The organism is Nocardia sp. NPDC056541, assembly GCF_042794235.1.
Lineage (GTDB): Bacteria > Actinomycetota > Actinomycetes > Mycobacteriales > Mycobacteriaceae > Nocardia.
This window is the reverse complement of record NZ_JBHTUD010000007.1, coordinates 283826-298514: the sequence shown is the minus strand read 5'-3', so window position 1 is coordinate 298514 and position 14689 is coordinate 283826. Positions and strand designations below refer to the sequence as shown.

The following is a 14689-nucleotide window of genomic DNA, read 5'->3' as shown; positions in this document are numbered from 1 at the left end:
GATGGCACTGACCGGTCCGATCGTGTTGACCGACAATCGATATGGCAAAGCCGAGAATCGGGTTGTGCGTTTCTACAAAGAGAACGCGCGCCACGAGATTCGCGACGTGAACGTCTCGACCACCCTGCGCGGTGATTTCGAGGCGGCATACACCGATGGTGACCAGCGTCACGTACTGCCCACCGACACCCAGAAGCACATGGCCTTCGTGTATTCGAAGAAGCCCGGTCTCGGCACCATCGAGGACTACGCGATCGCACTGGGCAAGCATTTCGTGGACTCGGTCGATCCAGTGTCGAGTGCGCGTATCGACGTGGACTCCTATGGCTGGCAGCGGGTTTCGGTCGACGGTGCCGAACACGATCACACCTGGGTGCGTCAGGGCCCCGAGGTGCGCACGGCCGCGGTGACCGTGGCGGGCAAGGGCGCGCAGCAGCAGCGGTGGGTGATCGGCGGGATCAAGGACCTGGTGTTGCTCAAGTCGACCGGATCGGAGTTCGCCGACTTCCTCACCGACGAGTACACGACGCTCGCGCCGACCCACGATCGCGTGCTGGCCAGTTCGCTGGTGGTCCAGTGGCGGTTCGCCGAGACCAGCGGATTCGATTGGGACGAGGTGTACGCCGGGATCCGCGCCACGCTGCTCGAGCTCTTCGCCACCACGTACTCCAAGGCGTTGCAGCAGACGCTGTACGCGATGGGAACGGCCGCGCTGGAACGCTTTCCGGTGCTGGCCGAGATCCGGTTGTCGGCGCCGAACAAACACCACTTCGACTACGACCTCGCGCGGTTCGAGATCGAGAACAAGGGTGAGGTCTTCTGGGCGGCCGACCGGCCCTACGGCTCGATCCACGCCACCCTGGCGCGAGCGGACGCGCCCGATGCGGGGATCGCGTGGCAGCCGTGAGCGCGCCCGATCTGCTGATTCACGGCTGTGCGGTGATCGCCGTCGACGCGACCGGCACCGAATACCGCGACGGCTGGGTCACGGTGCGCGGCAACAAGATCGACGCTGTGGGCGCGGGTGCACCGCCCGAGTTCGGGCCGGAGGTCGCGCGGATCGACGGGCGCGGCTGCGTGCTCACGCCCGGTCTGGTCAACACCCACCACCACCTGTACCAATGGATCACCCGTGGGCTGGCCGCCGACAACACGCTGTTCGAGTGGCTGACCACGCTGTATCCGGTGTGGGCGCGGATCGATGAGAAGTCGGTGCGGACGGCGGCCACCGGCGCGCTGGTCTCGCTGGCGCGCAGTGGGTGCACGACGTCGTCGGATCACCACTACGTGTTCCCGCGCGGCGGCGGTGACCTACTCGCCGCCGAGATCGGCGCGGCGGTCGAGGTGGGGCTGCGCTTCCACCCGGCGCGTGGGTCGATGGATCTCGGGCAGAGCAAGGGCGGGCTGCCGCCGGACTCCGTGGTGGAGTCGATCGACGACATCCTCGCCGCGAGTGCGGCGGCCATCGAAGACTGGCACGACCCGTCGTTCGACGCGATGGTGCGGATAGCGCTGGCACCCTGCTCGCCGTTCTCGGTGACCGCCGATCTCCTGCGCGAGTCCGCGGCGCTGGCTCGTTCCGCGGGCGTCCGGCTGCACACGCACCTCGCCGAAACTCTCGACGAGCAGGACTTCTGCCAGGAGAAGTTCGGGTGCACGCCCGCCGAGTACATGGAGCAGCTGGGCTGGCTCGGCGACGATGTCTGGTACGCGCACGCCGTGCACCTCGACGATCCGGCGATCGCGGCGATGGCGCGCACCGGGACCGGGATCGCGCACTGCCCGACCTCCAACGGCCGGTTGGGCGCGGGGATCGCACGGACCGCCGACCTGGTGGCGGCCGGTGTGCCCGTCGGCCTCGGAGTCGACGGTGCGGCCAGCAACGAGTCCAGTTCGATGATCGAGGAACCGCGCAACGCGCTGCTGTACGCGCGGGCGGTCGGCGGTCCGCGGGCGATGACGGTGCGCACGGCGCTGGAGCTGGCGACGATGGGTGGTGCGCGGGTACTCGGGCGGGCGGACGAGATCGGATCCATCGAGCCGGGCAAGCTGGCGGATCTGGCGCTGTGGCGGCTGGATACGCCCGCTCACGCCGGTATCGAGGACCCGGTCGTCGCGCTGATCCTCGGCTCGGCGCCGCCGCTGGCCGCACTGCTGGTGAACGGGCGTGAGGTCGTTCGCGACGATGTCGTGCTGACGGTGGACGAGGCGTCGGTGGGTGCCGAGGTGGCCCAGGCCCAGGCCACGCTGCTGGCCGGTGCGTGATCACGCTCGGACCCCGGCGTGTGATCACGCGCGGCGGGGGCGGGCCGTGACGTCATCCGCGCGCCGGTCGGCACGTGAGCTCGGATGTCGGGCCGACAGCCATGCTCGTCGTCGGCGTGCTGATCTGCGGTTTTGCCTGGATCGGCGCACACTGGATGGCGTACACCGGGTTAACCGCGGCGCAATCTGGCGCGGGTTTCGTGCAACATCGTGGCAACTCCCGGCCCCTACTGTGGCCGGTGAGGTTAGCGAGGTGAACGTGGATCTGGACACTGTTTCCGAGATTGTTCTCGCCCGCGAACGCGCCGATCTGGCGCAGGTCGGAGCGGGCAGCGCGGTGCTGGCGGGCGGTACTTTCCTGTTCTCCGAACCGCACGATCATCTCGATACGCTCGTCGACATCACCACCCTGGGCTGGGCGCCGCTGACCGAGTCCGCACCGGGGCTGGAGATCGCCGCGACGTGCACGCTGGCGGAGTTCGCCGGTGCCCGTCCCGGCCGGGAACTCGGCACCTCGACCATGCGACCGGAGTGGCCGGGTACGGCGCTGTTCGCGCAGTCCTGCCGGGCGCTGCTGGCCTCGCACAAGATCTGGCGTACGGCGACGGTCGGCGGGAACGTGTGTCTGTCACTGCCCGCAGGCGCGGTGCTCGGCGCGCTCGTCGCCTTGGACGCGACCGCGGTGATCTGGCCGCGCGGCGGTGGCGAGCGACGAATCTCCCTGCGCGACTTCGTCACCGGACCGGGGGAGAACCTGCTGGGCTCGGGCGCTGTCGTGCGCTCGTTCGTCGTTCCCACCTCGAGCCTGGTGGCGCGCACCAGCTTTCGCAAGGTGGCCTTGGCTCCGCTCGGGCGTTCCGGGTCGGTGGTGATGGGCAGGCGTGCGGCCGACGGCCGGTGCGCGATCACCGTCACGGCGGCGACCGTTCGCCCGATCGTTCTCGACTTCGATTCCGTCCCTTCGCCATCCGAGCTGAATTACGCGCTGGCCGAGATCGATCCCGACGTGTGGTTCGACGATCCACACGGTGCGCCGGACTGGCGCGAGCACGTGACCGGGCTGCTGGCCGCAGAGGTGGCCGCCGAACTGCGGGAGGCGTCGTGAGTTCAGCGCGTGGCGTCGTAGGCGGCGCGGGCGGTGAGCACCCGATCCATGTGCTGCTCGGCCCAGCCCTTGATGGTGCGCATCACCGGCAGCAAGTCCTCGCCGAGCGGAGTGAGCCGGTACTCGACGCGAACCGGCACCTCGGGCAGCACGGTGCGGGTGACCAGGCCGTCGCGTTCGAGATTGCGCAGGGTCTGGGTGAGCATCTTCTGGCTCACCCCCGCCAGCCGCTGGTTCAGTTCGCTGTAGCGCAGCGAACCGTCGGCCAGCGCGTTGATCGCCAGACTCACCCACTTGTCGCCGATCCGGTCCAGCAGCTGACGCGCCGGGCATTCGGCCACGTAGGCGTTGTAGGCCGCGCCCGCCTCGGCGCGGCGCTCGGCGGCGGTCCGCGTACTCATCGCTCTCCCTCGCGTGCGGTAGGCACTTCGCAGTGCGTACTTCCCGATAGAGAGTAGCTCTCCCTAGGTTCGGTCAGTACCTACGGAAGAGAGAGATCATCATGCGCGCAGTTGTCGTCCATACCTTCGGCGGACCGGAAGCACTCGAACTCGTCGAGGTGCCGGTGCCCGCGCCGGGGCCAGGTCAGGTGCGGATCCGGGTGTCGGCGGCCGCGGTGAACCCGGTCGACGCGGTGACCAGGGCGGGTGCGCTGGTCGAAGCCGGTCTGATGGCGCCGCGACCGGTGACCGGGATCGGCTGGGACGTGGCGGGCGAGATCGACGAGGTCGGCGCCGGGGTGCCCGGTTTCGCGGTGGGACAGCCCGTGATCGGGCTTCGTGATCTGCTCGACCGGTCGCTGGGCAGCTACGCGGACTACCTCGTGCTCGACGCGTCGGCGGTGGCAGCGGCTCCCGTCGGCCGCTCGGCGGCGGAGGCCGCGACGCTCCCGCTGAACGGGCTCACCGCTTTTCAGGCGCTCGATCTGCTCGATCTCGCCGAAGGCGACAGTGTGCTGGTGACCGGCGCGGCCGGTGCGGTGGGCGGTTTCGCGGTCGAGATCGCCGCGCGGTGGCGTGGACTCAGGGTGATCGCGCAGGTCGGCGCCGAGGACGCCGGCTTCGTGCGCGGGCTCGGTGCGGAGTGGGTAGTGCCGCGTGAGACGCCGGACCTGGCCGAGGCGGTCCGCGCGCTGGTGCCCGGTGGTGTCGATGCCGTCCTGGACACGGCGGGCCTGGGCGCCGGAGCGCTTGCCGCAGTGCGCAACCGGGGGTCGTTCGTCACCGTCGTCGGTGGCGCCGGCCCGGTTCCGTTGCGCGGCATTCGCGTTCACCACGCCTGGATCAGCGCCGACGGCGCAGCCCTGGCCACGCTCGTCGGCTACGACCTCGCCCTGCGCGTGGCCGGCACCCTGCCGCTCGAGCAAGCCGCCGATGCGCACACCCGACTGGCCCGAGGTGGCCTGCGCGGCCGCCTCGTGCTGACCACGGAACACGGAGGTGGTTCATGAGGCTCGATATCGACGGCCGCGCGGTCGAAGTGACCGCGCGGCCCGGCCAGTGCCTGCGCACGGTGCTCCGCGAGCACGGCGAGCTCGCGGTCAAGAAGGGCTGTGACTCCGGCGACTGCGGAGCCTGCTCGGTGCTGCTCGACGGCGAACCCGTCCACTCCTGCCTGATCCCGGCCCACCGCGCCGCCGACCGCGCGGTGACGACCGCCGCGGGCCTCGGCGACGCGGATACCCCGAACCCGGTGCAGCGCGGCTTCGTCGAGAACGCCGCTTTCCAATGTGGTTTCTGCACTGCGGGAATGGTGGTGACAGCATCGGGTCTGGCCGCCGCCCGCCCCGACACAGCTGTGGACAACTTGCCTGCTCAGGCAGTCACCGACGCCGAACGCGCCGAGCTGCTGAAGGGAAACCTGTGCCGCTGCACGGGCTATCGCGCCATCGCCGATGCCTTGGCCGCACCCTGTGCATCACTGTGTACAACTGGCGAGGCCGACTCGGCGCCGCACCGCGCGGAGGAATCCGGCCCACTGTGCACGGGGAAGGGGCATCGTGCGGCGAACGCCTCGACGCGGACCCATGTCGCGGAAGAGACGTCCGGGCTCGGTGAGGCGACTGCTGACCGATTCGACGATAGTTCGTCAGGCACGCGCAGCGTTGCCGAAGAAGTCGGGAAGCAGGCGGGCGCGGAATCATCCCCCGCTGAAGCTTCGCCCGACGCGTACCCGGCCCCCGCGGTGCGTAGCGATGACGGTCGGTCCGCTCATTCGATCGGTGGAGGAGATGTTCGGCCGGGAAGCGATGAGGTGGCGCGATCCGGTGAGTCGTTCGATGCGGCGGGCCCTGCTGTCGAGTCGTATGTGACACACGGTCACCCGGGCCGATTGGCTGGTGAGGTCACCACGGTGTCGGCGGCGGAGGGGCCGCGGGTCGGGGTGTCTGCCGTGGTGGGGGCGCAGGCGCGGGTCGGTGGGGTGATGCGGCGGAAGTATCGGGCGGGGCAGATCGGAGACGGTGTGGGGGCGCCCGCTGGGGCGCGGATCGTGCGGGGTGCGGAAGCGTTCACGATGGATGTGGTGCCGGGGGCGGGGGAGCGGATGCCGCCGGTGGCCCCGTGGCATCTGGCCGTGCTGACCAGTCCGCACGCGCATGCGCGGATCGTGTCCATCGACGTGGCCGCGGCGCGGGCTGTTGCGGGTGTGCGTGTGGTGTTGACACATGTGGATGGACCGCGAACCGCGTTCTCCACGGCTCGCCACGAACTGCGCGAGGACGATCCGGACGACACCTTCGTGCTCGACAGCACGGTCCGGTTCGTGGGGCAGCGGGTAGCCGCGGTGGTGGGGGAGACCCTGGACGCCGCACGTGCGGGGGTGCGAGCGCTGCACGTGGAGTACGAGGTGCTGCCCGCGGTCTTCGAGCCCGAGGCAGCGTTGGCCGATGGCGCGCCGGTGCTGCATGCCGACAAGCCGGACTCGGCACGGATCGCCGACGCGCAGCGCAATCTGATCGCCGAGATCCACGGTGGTGTCGGTGATTTCGAAGCCGGTATCGAGCAGGCCGCGAAAGTGGTGAGCGGCGTGTGGAATTCGCCGCGCGTGCAGCACGTGCACCTGGAGACCCATGGCGGGATCGGCTGGCTCGACGACACGGGCAGGCTCGTCGTTCGCTCGAGCACCCAGGTGCCGTTCCTGGTCCGCGACGAACTGTGCCACCTGTTCGGGCTGGGTCGAGACCGCGTGCGGGTGTTCGCGACTCGCGTCGGCGGCGGCTTCGGGGCCAAGCAGGAGATGCTGGCCGAGGACCTGATCGCCCTGGCCGTGCTCCGCACCGGGCATCCCGTGCAATACGAGTTCACTCGGACCGACGAATTCACCTCGGCCACGTGCCGTCATCCGATGCGGGTCGCGGTCACCGCGGCCGCCGACGCGGCGGGCATCCTGACCGCGCTCTCGGTGGACGTACTCGCCGACGCGGGCGCGTACGGCAACCACAGCGCCGGCGTGATGTTCCATTCCGTCGGCGAATCGGTGGCCGTCTACCGCTGCCCGAACAAGCGGGTCGACGCACAAGCTGTGTACACCAACAACGTTCCCTCTGGCGCGTTCCGTGGCTACGGACTCGGCCAGGTGATCTTCGGTGTCGAGTCGGCGATCGACGAACTGGCCCGCGAACTCGGCATCGACCCCTTCGAATTCCGCCGTCGCAATGTGGTGATCCCGGGCGATCGGTTCACCGCCGCCGAAATCGACGAGTCCGACCTGACCTTCGGTAGTTACGGCCTCGACCAGTGCCTCGACACCGCCCAGCGGGCGCTCCTGCGCGGCAACGGTGTCGCCGCGCCCGGACCGGATTGGCAGGTGGGCGAGGGCATGGCGGTGGCGATGATCGCGACCGTGCCCCCGCGCGGACATCATGCCGATGCCACGGCGAGCCTGCTGCCCGACGGCCGCTACGAAATCGGGGTCGGCACCGCGGAATTCGGCAACGGCACCACCACCGTCCACGCCCAGCTCGCGGCAACGGCGCTGGCCACCGCCGCCGAGCGAATCGTGATCTGTCAGTCCGACACCGACGTGGTCGGCCACGATACCGGCGCGTTCGGCTCCACCGGCACCATGGTCGCGGGCAAAGCCTCCTACGCGGCGGCGCTCGAACTGCACGCGATGATGTTGGCGAGGGCGGCGAAGGTGAGCGGTCACCCCGAACGCGACTGTCTGCTCGAAGCGAGCGGCGTGCGCTGCGGCGACGAACTGATCACCGCGGCGCAACTGCTCGCCGACGGCGAGCTCGTCGCCCACGGCACCCACGCGGGCACCCCGCGCTCGGTGAGCTTCAATGTCCACGCGTTCCGGGTGGCGGTCCAGCCCTCGACCGGCGCGGTACAGATATTGCAGTCGGTCCAGGTCGCCGACGCGGGCACGGTGCTGAACCCCGTGCAGCTGTGTGGGCAGGTGGAAGGCGGCGTCGCCCAGGCGATCGGGACCGCGCTCTACGAGGACATGCGATCCGAGTCCGGCGTGGTGACCACGCGGACGCTGCGCCACTATCACGTTCCGCAGTTCGCCGATCTGCCCCGCACCGAGGTGTATTTCGCCGAAACCAGTGACGAACTGGGCCCGCTGGGTGCCAAATCGATGAGTGAGTCCCCCTACAACCCGGTGGCCCCCGCCCTGGCGAACGCGATCCGCGACGCCGTCGGTGTCCGCCCTTACCGATTACCGATGACCGCCGATCGTGTGTGGCGGGCCGTCAAGGAAGGAACCGCCGGGTGAATACTCGCCTGCCCGAACATATTCGAGCCCGCATCGACTCGGTGCTCGACTCCGTCGACGCCGAACTGCGCGTGCGCTACCCAGGAGCCGGTGACCGGGTCCAACCCGTGCACACCGCCTACGTGCCGGCCGACCGCGCCACCGCGCAGACCCCCGCCGAGTGGGGCGCCACCGCCTTGGAGCTACTGCATCGCCACGCCGACTTCCTCGTCGGTCTCGATGTCACCGGTTCGCTCCCGGCCGTGCGCCGTCGACTCACGGACCGGCCGGTGCAGGACATGCGCATCGACTTCGAGGACGGTTACGGGTTCCGGGCCGATGACGAGGAGGACGCGGCGGCGAAGGCGGCGGGCGAGGCGCTGGCGGCATGGGTCGACAAGCCCGGCGCACCGGTCTCGTTCGGTGTTCGGACGAAAGGTCTGGCCGCGAACGAACGTCGGCGCGCGTTGCGCACTCTCGAACTCGTCCTCGACGGGGCGGGCGGCGCACTGCCCGGATTCGTGTTCACGGTGCCCAAGATCCGCGCCGCGGAACAGGTGTCGGCGATCGTCGATCTGTGCACCGGACTCGAGCGCGGCCACGGCCTGCCCGAACGGTCGCTGCGTTTCGAGCTCCAGATCGAGAGCCCGCAGGCGATTGTCGCCCCCGACGGCACCGCACCCATCGTCAAGATGATCCACCTGGCCGACGGCCGCTGTAGCGCACTGCATTTCGGTACCTACGACTACACCGCCGCCTGCGGCATCGCGGCCACCGATCAGGCCCTCGACCATCCCGCCGCCGACTACGCCAAGTCGGTGATGCAGGTCGCCGCCGCGCAGACGGGGGTGTGGATCTGTGACGGCTCCACCCAGATCGTCCCCGACGTCGATCCCGAAGGCGCCATGGCCAACCACCACCGCCTGGTCGAGCGGGCCTTGCGCCGCGGCTACTACCAGGGCTGGGACATGCACCCCGGCCACCTGATCACCCGCTGGCTCGCCACCTACGACTTCTTCCGCGGCGCGCGCGAGGTGGCGGTGCCGCGCCTGATCGCCTACCTGGACCGGCGTGGCGGGGGTGTGATGGACGAGCCCGCGACCGCCGAAGCCTTGGCGAGCACCGTGCTGCGCGGCCTGCGTGCCGGTGCGTTCACCGAGGCCGAACTGCTCGCCGATGCGCCGGGTCTGACCGGCGAGGTTCTGCTCGATCTCGCCGCTCGACGGGTGCGCGCGACGTGATGAGCCCGGCGCAAATAGCGGTATACCAGTAATATGGCACCCGACCCCAGGAGGCACCCGTGAGCCGATTCACCGGCAGCGACGATTTCACCCTGCTCCCTGATCTGGCCGTCCGCACCCTCGGCGGTTCCGTGATCTGGGCGAACGACGAATTCTTCGCGGAGAAGGAGAACCTGGTCAGCCCGGGTCCGTCGGAGTACCAGCCGGCGACGTTCGGCCACAAGGGCCAGGTCTACGACGGCTGGGAGACCCGCAGGCACCGCGGCAAGCCCGGCGACGATTCGGCCGTCGTGCGCCTCGGCGTGCCCGGCGTGATCCGTGGCGTCGTGGTCGACACCGCCTGGTTCAAGGGCAACTTCCCGCCCGAGGTATCGCTGTCGGCGCTGGCGATCGAGGGCTACCCGCCTGCCGAGCAGATCGCGGCCCGCACCGACTGGGTGACCCTGCTCGACCGCGTGAAGGTCGGTGGTGACAGCCGCAACCCCTTCGCCATCGACAGCGAGAACCGCTGGACCCATGTGAAACTCACCATGCATCCGGACGGCGGCGTCGCCCGCCTGCGCGTGCACGGCGAAGGCCGCCCCGATCCTGCGCTGCTCGGCCTCGGCCCACTCGATCTCGCCGCGCTGGAGAACGGCGCCGTCGTGCTCGACTGCTCCAACCGGTTCTACAGCTCGCCCAACCAGCTGCTCTACCCCGGCCTGGCCAGGGAAATGGGCGACGGCTGGGAGACGGCACGCCGCCGCGACGACGGAAACGACTGGGTGCGAATCCAACTCGCGGGACCGGGGGTGATCCGGCTGGCCGAGATCGACACCTCCTGCTTCCTCGGCAACAGCCCCGGCGCGGCCTCGCTCACCGGATTCACCAGTGACGGAACCGAAGTCGAGCTCTTGTCGCGCACCGACCTGCTGCCCGATACCCGCCACCGGTTCGTGCTACAGCCCGCAGCCGCCTCCGTCGTGGAGGTACGCCTCGACATCTATCCCGACGGCGGCCTCGCACGGCTGCGCCTCTACGGGGAGCTCGGATGAGCGCAGTATCGCGCGGCGATTCCATGGGCGGTGGTGGCCGGGCGACGGGTGGGCGCGATGTTCGCGATTTCGTCGGGTACGGGCCGAATCCGCCCGACCCGCAATGGCCCGACGACGCGCAGATCGCCGTGCAGTTCGTGCTGAATTATGAAGAGGGCGGGGAGAACAACGTCCTCGACGGTTCGCCGCATTCGGAGACCTTCCTCTCCGAGATGACGCCCGCCGATGCCTTCCCGAACCGGCACATGAGCATGGAATCGCTCTACGAATACGGTTCGCGCGCCGGGTTGTGGCGGGTGCTGCGCGCCTTCGAACGGCGCGACCTGCCGCTCACCGTCTTCGCGGTGGCGCGAGCCATGCAGCGCAATCCCGAAGCGGTGGCGGCCTTTTCCGAACTGGGCCACGAAATCGCCTGCCACGGCTTGCAATGGAAGTCCTATCAGCTGATCGATCGCGATATCGAACGCGCCGACATGGCCGAGGCGATCCGCATCCTCACCGAGCTCACCGGCTCCGCCCCGCTCGGCTGGTACACCGGCCGCGACTCCCCGAACACCCGCGAATTGGTCGTCGAACAGGGCGGTTTCGTCTACGACTCCGACTCCTACGCCGACGACCTGCCCTACTGGACCGAGGTGCGCGGCCAGAGCCACCTGGTGGTTCCGTACACCCTCGACACCAACGACATGCGCTTCGCCTCCCCGGCGGGCTTCGCCAACGGCGAGGAGTTCTACGCCCACCTGCGCGACGCCTTCGACGTCCTCTACCGCGAAGGGGCCGAGGACACCCCGAAGATGCTCTCCGTGGGCCTGCACTGCCGTATCGCGGGCCGTCCCGCCCGCACCGCCGCCTTGGAACGCTTCCTCGACCACGTCCAATCCCACGACCGGGTGTGGATAACCCGCCGCATCGACATCGCCGAGCACTGGCGCAAGGTGCATCCGGCGGGCGTCCCTCTCCTGGGCAACTGACGCCGAACGTCGACCCCGTGCAAGGGGGCCGACGTCGGCTCGGTGTCTAGGCCAGACCGCAGCGTTCGATATTGCTCAGCGTGATCTGGCGATCGGATTCCTTGGCCTGCGGAACGCGGTTGTAGGCGCCCATGGAGTCCATGTAGTTGACGAACGTGTCCGCGATCTCCTCCGGCGTCGCATCCGGTTTCGCGGCGCGGACGTTGTCGACCAGGGTGCGCGTGGTCTCGCACTGCTCTTCCGGGGTGAAGATCGGCGGCGGGTCGGCGTGCGCGAAAGCCGGTGCGAGCAGCAGCACGAAAGCGGCCAGGGCGGCGGATCGAATCATTCTCACCCGTTCGACTCTACGTATCGAAACAGCAACGGCCCCAAGCTACTCGGCGTAGCGCGGGGCCGTTGTCGTGCTCGTCGTCAGTCGAACAACGCGCTGACGAAGGGGAGGGAATCGACCAGGGAGGCGTTGACGGTGCCGTCGTGGTCGGTGGGATAGGTGTGGAAGGTGACGGGCTGGCCGTTGGCTTGGAGGACCGCGGCGTAGCGGAGGGTTTCAGGGGTGACCACGTCGGTGTCCCGCAGGCCCTGGCCCAGGAAGAGGGGGCGGTCGAAGCCGGATTCGGGCAGGCCCATGTAGCGCGCGAGCAGGCCGTGGACGTCGGGGATCGACGACAGCGGGCGGGCGAACATGCTGCCGACCGAGGGCTTCGCGGCGGCCAGCTCGTCGCCCAGTGGGCCGATGCAGCCGGTTTGGGCGCGGGCGAGCCAGGCGCGGCCGGTGTCGGTGAGCAGGCCGTCGATATCCAGGTCGGGGTAGGTGGTGCGCAGGCCGCTGAGGATGTAGAGGACGTACGCGGTGAGGTGCGAGCTCAGGGCGATCGGGGGCACGCCGGGGCCGATGAGCCCGATGACGTCCTCGATGTAGGCGGGCACGCCGGTGCCGACCGCGCCGCGGTAGTCCAGGCCGGTGCCGCCGAATTCGGTGGCGTAGCGAGCGGTGAACACCGCGGCGCCGGCGCCCTGGGACTGGCCGACCACGGCCCACTTGTTCGACAGGGACGCGTACTGCTCGGTCGCGGCCTTGACCCCGTCGACCACGTTGTGCGCTTCGGCGATGCCGTTCAGATAGGGATGTTCGCCGGGTCCGCCCAGGCCCGCGTAGTCGGCGGCCACGATCGCGTAGCCCTGCTTCAACCAGGTGCCGAGGTAGGCCCGGTCCCGCTCGACCGCGGCGGGCCCGGCCACGCTGTAGGCGCAGTCGTCGCCGAGTCCGACGGTGCCGTGTGCCCACGCGATCACCGGCCAGCCGCCCTGCGGGGCTTCGCCCGCGGGGAAGTACACGGCCGCGCTGGTGGTGGTCGGCTGGTCGCCCGCGGTGGTCGAGCGGTAGAGCAGGCGCTCGGCGCGGGCCGATCCGGGCAGGGTGGCCGCGGGGGACAGTGACTCGACGCCGACGACGGTGCCTGCCGCCTCGGTCGGTTGCGCGCTAGCCACCGGCGACAGGCTCAGCGCCGCCGCCAACGCGGTCAGCGTTGCCGCCGCGATCCTCGGAATCCTCATGGGCCCACTCTTTCGCCTCGGCGGATGAGTGTCCACTTCCGGGGGCGATGGGATCGATACCCGCGTCGTGACCGAATCGAGTGACGACACGCACATCATTCGTGTCCGGCGTGGTGTGTGAAACGACTCACAGACTGCCACGCTCGGGAGTGTCGGCGCGTGCCCACCTGATGATCGGTAACAGTACGAGCGTTATGCTAAAACTCCAGGTCAGCGCTACTCGCTGGTAGGCGGGGTCCTTGCAATCGGCCCGCTAATTTCGCAAAGTTAGCAAACGCGTCGGCAAAACTAGCTGAGATTCACACAACCAACAGGTAGACGGCTATTTCTGGGTGTGCCATTGTTTGGAAGTACACCCCTTGGGCCCTAGTAAGTCCTAGCAAGCCTGCAAATTGCTCCAGCAGTACGAGATGTGCAACCGAAAGCGTTCAGCCACCGGTTGATTCGCACGCCGACTGCGTGGAGCACCGACCACACGAGGAAGTGGAGTCAAGAGATGTCTCTCCCCGGCACCCCGAAGACCGCAGCGGAAATCCAGCAGGATTGGGACACCAACCCGCGTTGGAAGGGCCTGACCCGCACCTACTCCGCCGAGCAGGTTTCCAAGCTGCAGGGCAACGTCGTCGAGGAGCACACCCTCGCCCGTCGCGGTTCGGAGATCCTGTGGGACCTCGTGAACAACGAGGACTACATCAACTCGCTGGGCGCCCTCACCGGCAACCAGGCCGTGCAGCAGGTTCGCGCCGGCCTGAAGGCCATCTACCTGTCCGGTTGGCAGGTCGCCGGTGACGCCAACCTGTCCGGCCACACCTACCCGGACCAGTCGCTGTACCCGGCGAACTCGGTTCCCGCGGTCGTGCGTCGCATCAACAACGCCCTGTCGCGCGCCGACGAGATCTCCAAGGTCGAGGGCGACGAGTCGGTCAAGAACTGGCTGGCCCCGATCGTGGCCGACGCCGAGGCCGGCTTCGGTGGCGCCCTGAACGCCTACGAGCTGCAGAAGGCCATGATCGTGGCCGGTGCCGCCGGTGTCCACTGGGAAGACCAGCTGGCTTCGGAGAAGAAGTGCGGCCACCTCGGTGGCAAGGTGCTGATCCCCACCCAGCAGCACATCCGCACCCTGACCTCCGCGCGTCTGGCCGCCGACGTCGCCGACGTGCCGTCGGTGATCATCGCCCGCACCGACGCCGAGGCCGCCACCCTCATCACCTCCGATGTGGACGAGCGCGACCGTGAGTTCCTGGACGGCACCCGTACCGCCGAGGGCTTCTTCGGTGTGAAGAACGGCATCGAGCCCTGCATCGCGCGTGCCAAGGCCTACGCCCCCTTCGCCGACCTCATCTGGATGGAGACCGGTATCCCGGATCTCGAGGTCGCGCGCAAGTTCGCCGAGTCGGTTCGCAGCGAGTTCCCGGACCAGCTGCTGGCCTACAACTGCTCGCCTTCGTTCAACTGGAAGGCGCACCTGGACGACGCGACCATCGCGAAGTTCCAGCGTGAGCTCGGCGCGATGGGCTTCAAGTTCCAGTTCATCACCCTGGCGGGCTTCCACTCGCTCAACTACGGCATGTTCGACCTGGCGCACGGCTACGCCCGCGAGGGCATGACCGCGTTCGTCGACCTGCAGGAGCGCGAGTTCAAGGCCGCTGCCGAGCGTGGCTTCACCGCCATCAAGCACCAGCGTGAGGTCGGTGCCGGCTACTTCGACACCATCGCCACCACCGTCGACCCCAACACGTCGACCGCCGCCCTGAAGGGCTCCACCGAAGAGGGCCAGTTCCACTGATCCCCCTCGGAGTTGCTTTGACCGGCAACGCC

12 protein-coding genes are annotated in these 14689 nt (G+C 69.0%); 9 read left to right on the top strand and 3 right to left on the bottom strand.

The features are described 5' to 3' along the window. Position 1 precedes the first annotated feature (1 nt). The 3 genes from pucL to ACFQ9R_RS14985 all read left to right on the top strand — a co-directional run bounded on the left by pucL (position 2) and on the right by ACFQ9R_RS14985 (position 3370). Entirely contained in the window at positions 2-907 is a 906-nt protein-coding gene (pucL, locus tag ACFQ9R_RS14995) for a factor-independent urate hydroxylase (RefSeq protein ID WP_378991114.1), read from the top strand. Beyond that, positions 895-2265, top strand: a complete 1371-nt coding sequence (locus ACFQ9R_RS14990) for an 8-oxoguanine deaminase (RefSeq protein ID WP_378991113.1) — start codon at positions 895-897, stop codon at positions 2263-2265. The genes pucL and ACFQ9R_RS14990 overlap by 13 nt, the downstream gene beginning before the upstream one ends. A gap of 259 nt (positions 2266-2524) precedes the next feature. After that, positions 2525-3370: an FAD binding domain-containing protein gene (locus ACFQ9R_RS14985; RefSeq protein WP_378991244.1), complete on the top strand. Its 846-nt coding sequence runs from the start codon at positions 2525-2527 to the stop codon at positions 3368-3370. A gap of 2 nt (positions 3371-3372) precedes the next feature. Here the strand turns inward: ACFQ9R_RS14985 and ACFQ9R_RS14980 are convergent, their stop codons facing one another. Further along, positions 3373-3771 (bottom strand): winged helix-turn-helix transcriptional regulator, encoded by a 399-nt coding sequence (locus ACFQ9R_RS14980; protein ID WP_378991112.1) that lies wholly within the window; start codon positions 3769-3771, stop codon positions 3373-3375. Positions 3772-3872: 101 nt separating this feature from the next. Here ACFQ9R_RS14980 and ACFQ9R_RS14975 point away from each other — a divergent pair, with 101 nt between their 5' ends. From ACFQ9R_RS14975 to puuE, 5 genes are read left to right on the top strand one after another with little or no spacing between them, the layout of a single operon-like run. Next, complete coding sequence (locus tag ACFQ9R_RS14975) at positions 3873-4820, top strand: NADP-dependent oxidoreductase (RefSeq protein ID WP_378991110.1); 948 nt, start codon at positions 3873-3875, stop codon at positions 4818-4820. Next, positions 4817-8092, top strand: coding sequence for a molybdopterin-dependent oxidoreductase (locus ACFQ9R_RS14970; protein WP_378991108.1), 3276 nt, complete (start codon positions 4817-4819; stop codon positions 8090-8092). The genes ACFQ9R_RS14975 and ACFQ9R_RS14970 overlap by 4 nt, the downstream gene beginning before the upstream one ends. After that, entirely contained in the window at positions 8089-9312 is a 1224-nt protein-coding gene (locus tag ACFQ9R_RS14965; RefSeq protein ID WP_378991107.1) for a DUF6986 family protein, read from the top strand. The genes ACFQ9R_RS14970 and ACFQ9R_RS14965 overlap by 4 nt, the downstream gene beginning before the upstream one ends. Positions 9313-9371: 59 nt before the next feature. Continuing rightward, positions 9372-10346, top strand: coding sequence for an allantoicase (gene alc / locus ACFQ9R_RS14960; RefSeq protein WP_378991105.1), 975 nt, complete (start codon positions 9372-9374; stop codon positions 10344-10346). Between the two features lie 23 nt (positions 10347-10369). Further along, positions 10370-11317, top strand: a complete 948-nt coding sequence (puuE, locus tag ACFQ9R_RS14955; RefSeq protein ID WP_378991242.1) for an allantoinase PuuE — start codon at positions 10370-10372, stop codon at positions 11315-11317. A gap of 46 nt (positions 11318-11363) precedes the next feature. Here the strand turns inward: puuE and ACFQ9R_RS14950 are convergent, their stop codons facing one another. After that, entirely contained in the window at positions 11364-11651 is a 288-nt protein-coding gene (locus ACFQ9R_RS14950; protein WP_378991104.1) for a hypothetical protein, read from the bottom strand. A gap of 77 nt (positions 11652-11728) precedes the next feature. Then, a complete protein-coding gene (locus ACFQ9R_RS14945) occupies positions 11729-12871 on the bottom strand; it encodes a lipase family protein (RefSeq protein WP_378991102.1) in 1143 nt (380 codons plus the stop codon). 496 nt (positions 12872-13367) lie between these two features. Here ACFQ9R_RS14945 and aceA point away from each other — a divergent pair, with 496 nt between their 5' ends. Beyond that, positions 13368-14657 carry an isocitrate lyase gene (gene aceA / locus ACFQ9R_RS14940; RefSeq protein WP_067450000.1) on the top strand — a complete coding sequence of 430 codons (1290 nt, stop codon included), beginning with the start codon at positions 13368-13370 and terminating at the stop codon, positions 14655-14657. Positions 14658-14689: the final 32 nt, after the last annotated feature.

Bases quoted from the DNA above. Each gene is read 5' to 3' on its own strand.
- pucL (WP_378991114.1), top strand. From the start codon at position 2: ATGGCACTGACCGGTCCGATCGTGTTGACCGACAATCGATATGGCAAA.
- ACFQ9R_RS14980 (WP_378991112.1), bottom strand. From the start codon at position 3,771: ATGAGTACGCGGACCGCCGCCGAGCGCCGCGCCGAGGCGGGCGCGGCC.
- ACFQ9R_RS14975 (WP_378991110.1), top strand. From the start codon at position 3,873: ATGCGCGCAGTTGTCGTCCATACCTTCGGCGGACCGGAAGCACTCGAA.
- ACFQ9R_RS14970 (WP_378991108.1), top strand. From the start codon at position 4,817: ATGAGGCTCGATATCGACGGCCGCGCGGTCGAAGTGACCGCGCGGCCC.
- puuE (WP_378991242.1), top strand. From the start codon at position 10,370: ATGGGCGGTGGTGGCCGGGCGACGGGTGGGCGCGATGTTCGCGATTTC.
- ACFQ9R_RS14945 (WP_378991102.1), bottom strand. From the start codon at position 12,871: ATGAGGATTCCGAGGATCGCGGCGGCAACGCTGACCGCGTTGGCGGCG.
- aceA (WP_067450000.1), top strand. From the start codon at position 13,368: ATGTCTCTCCCCGGCACCCCGAAGACCGCAGCGGAAATCCAGCAGGAT.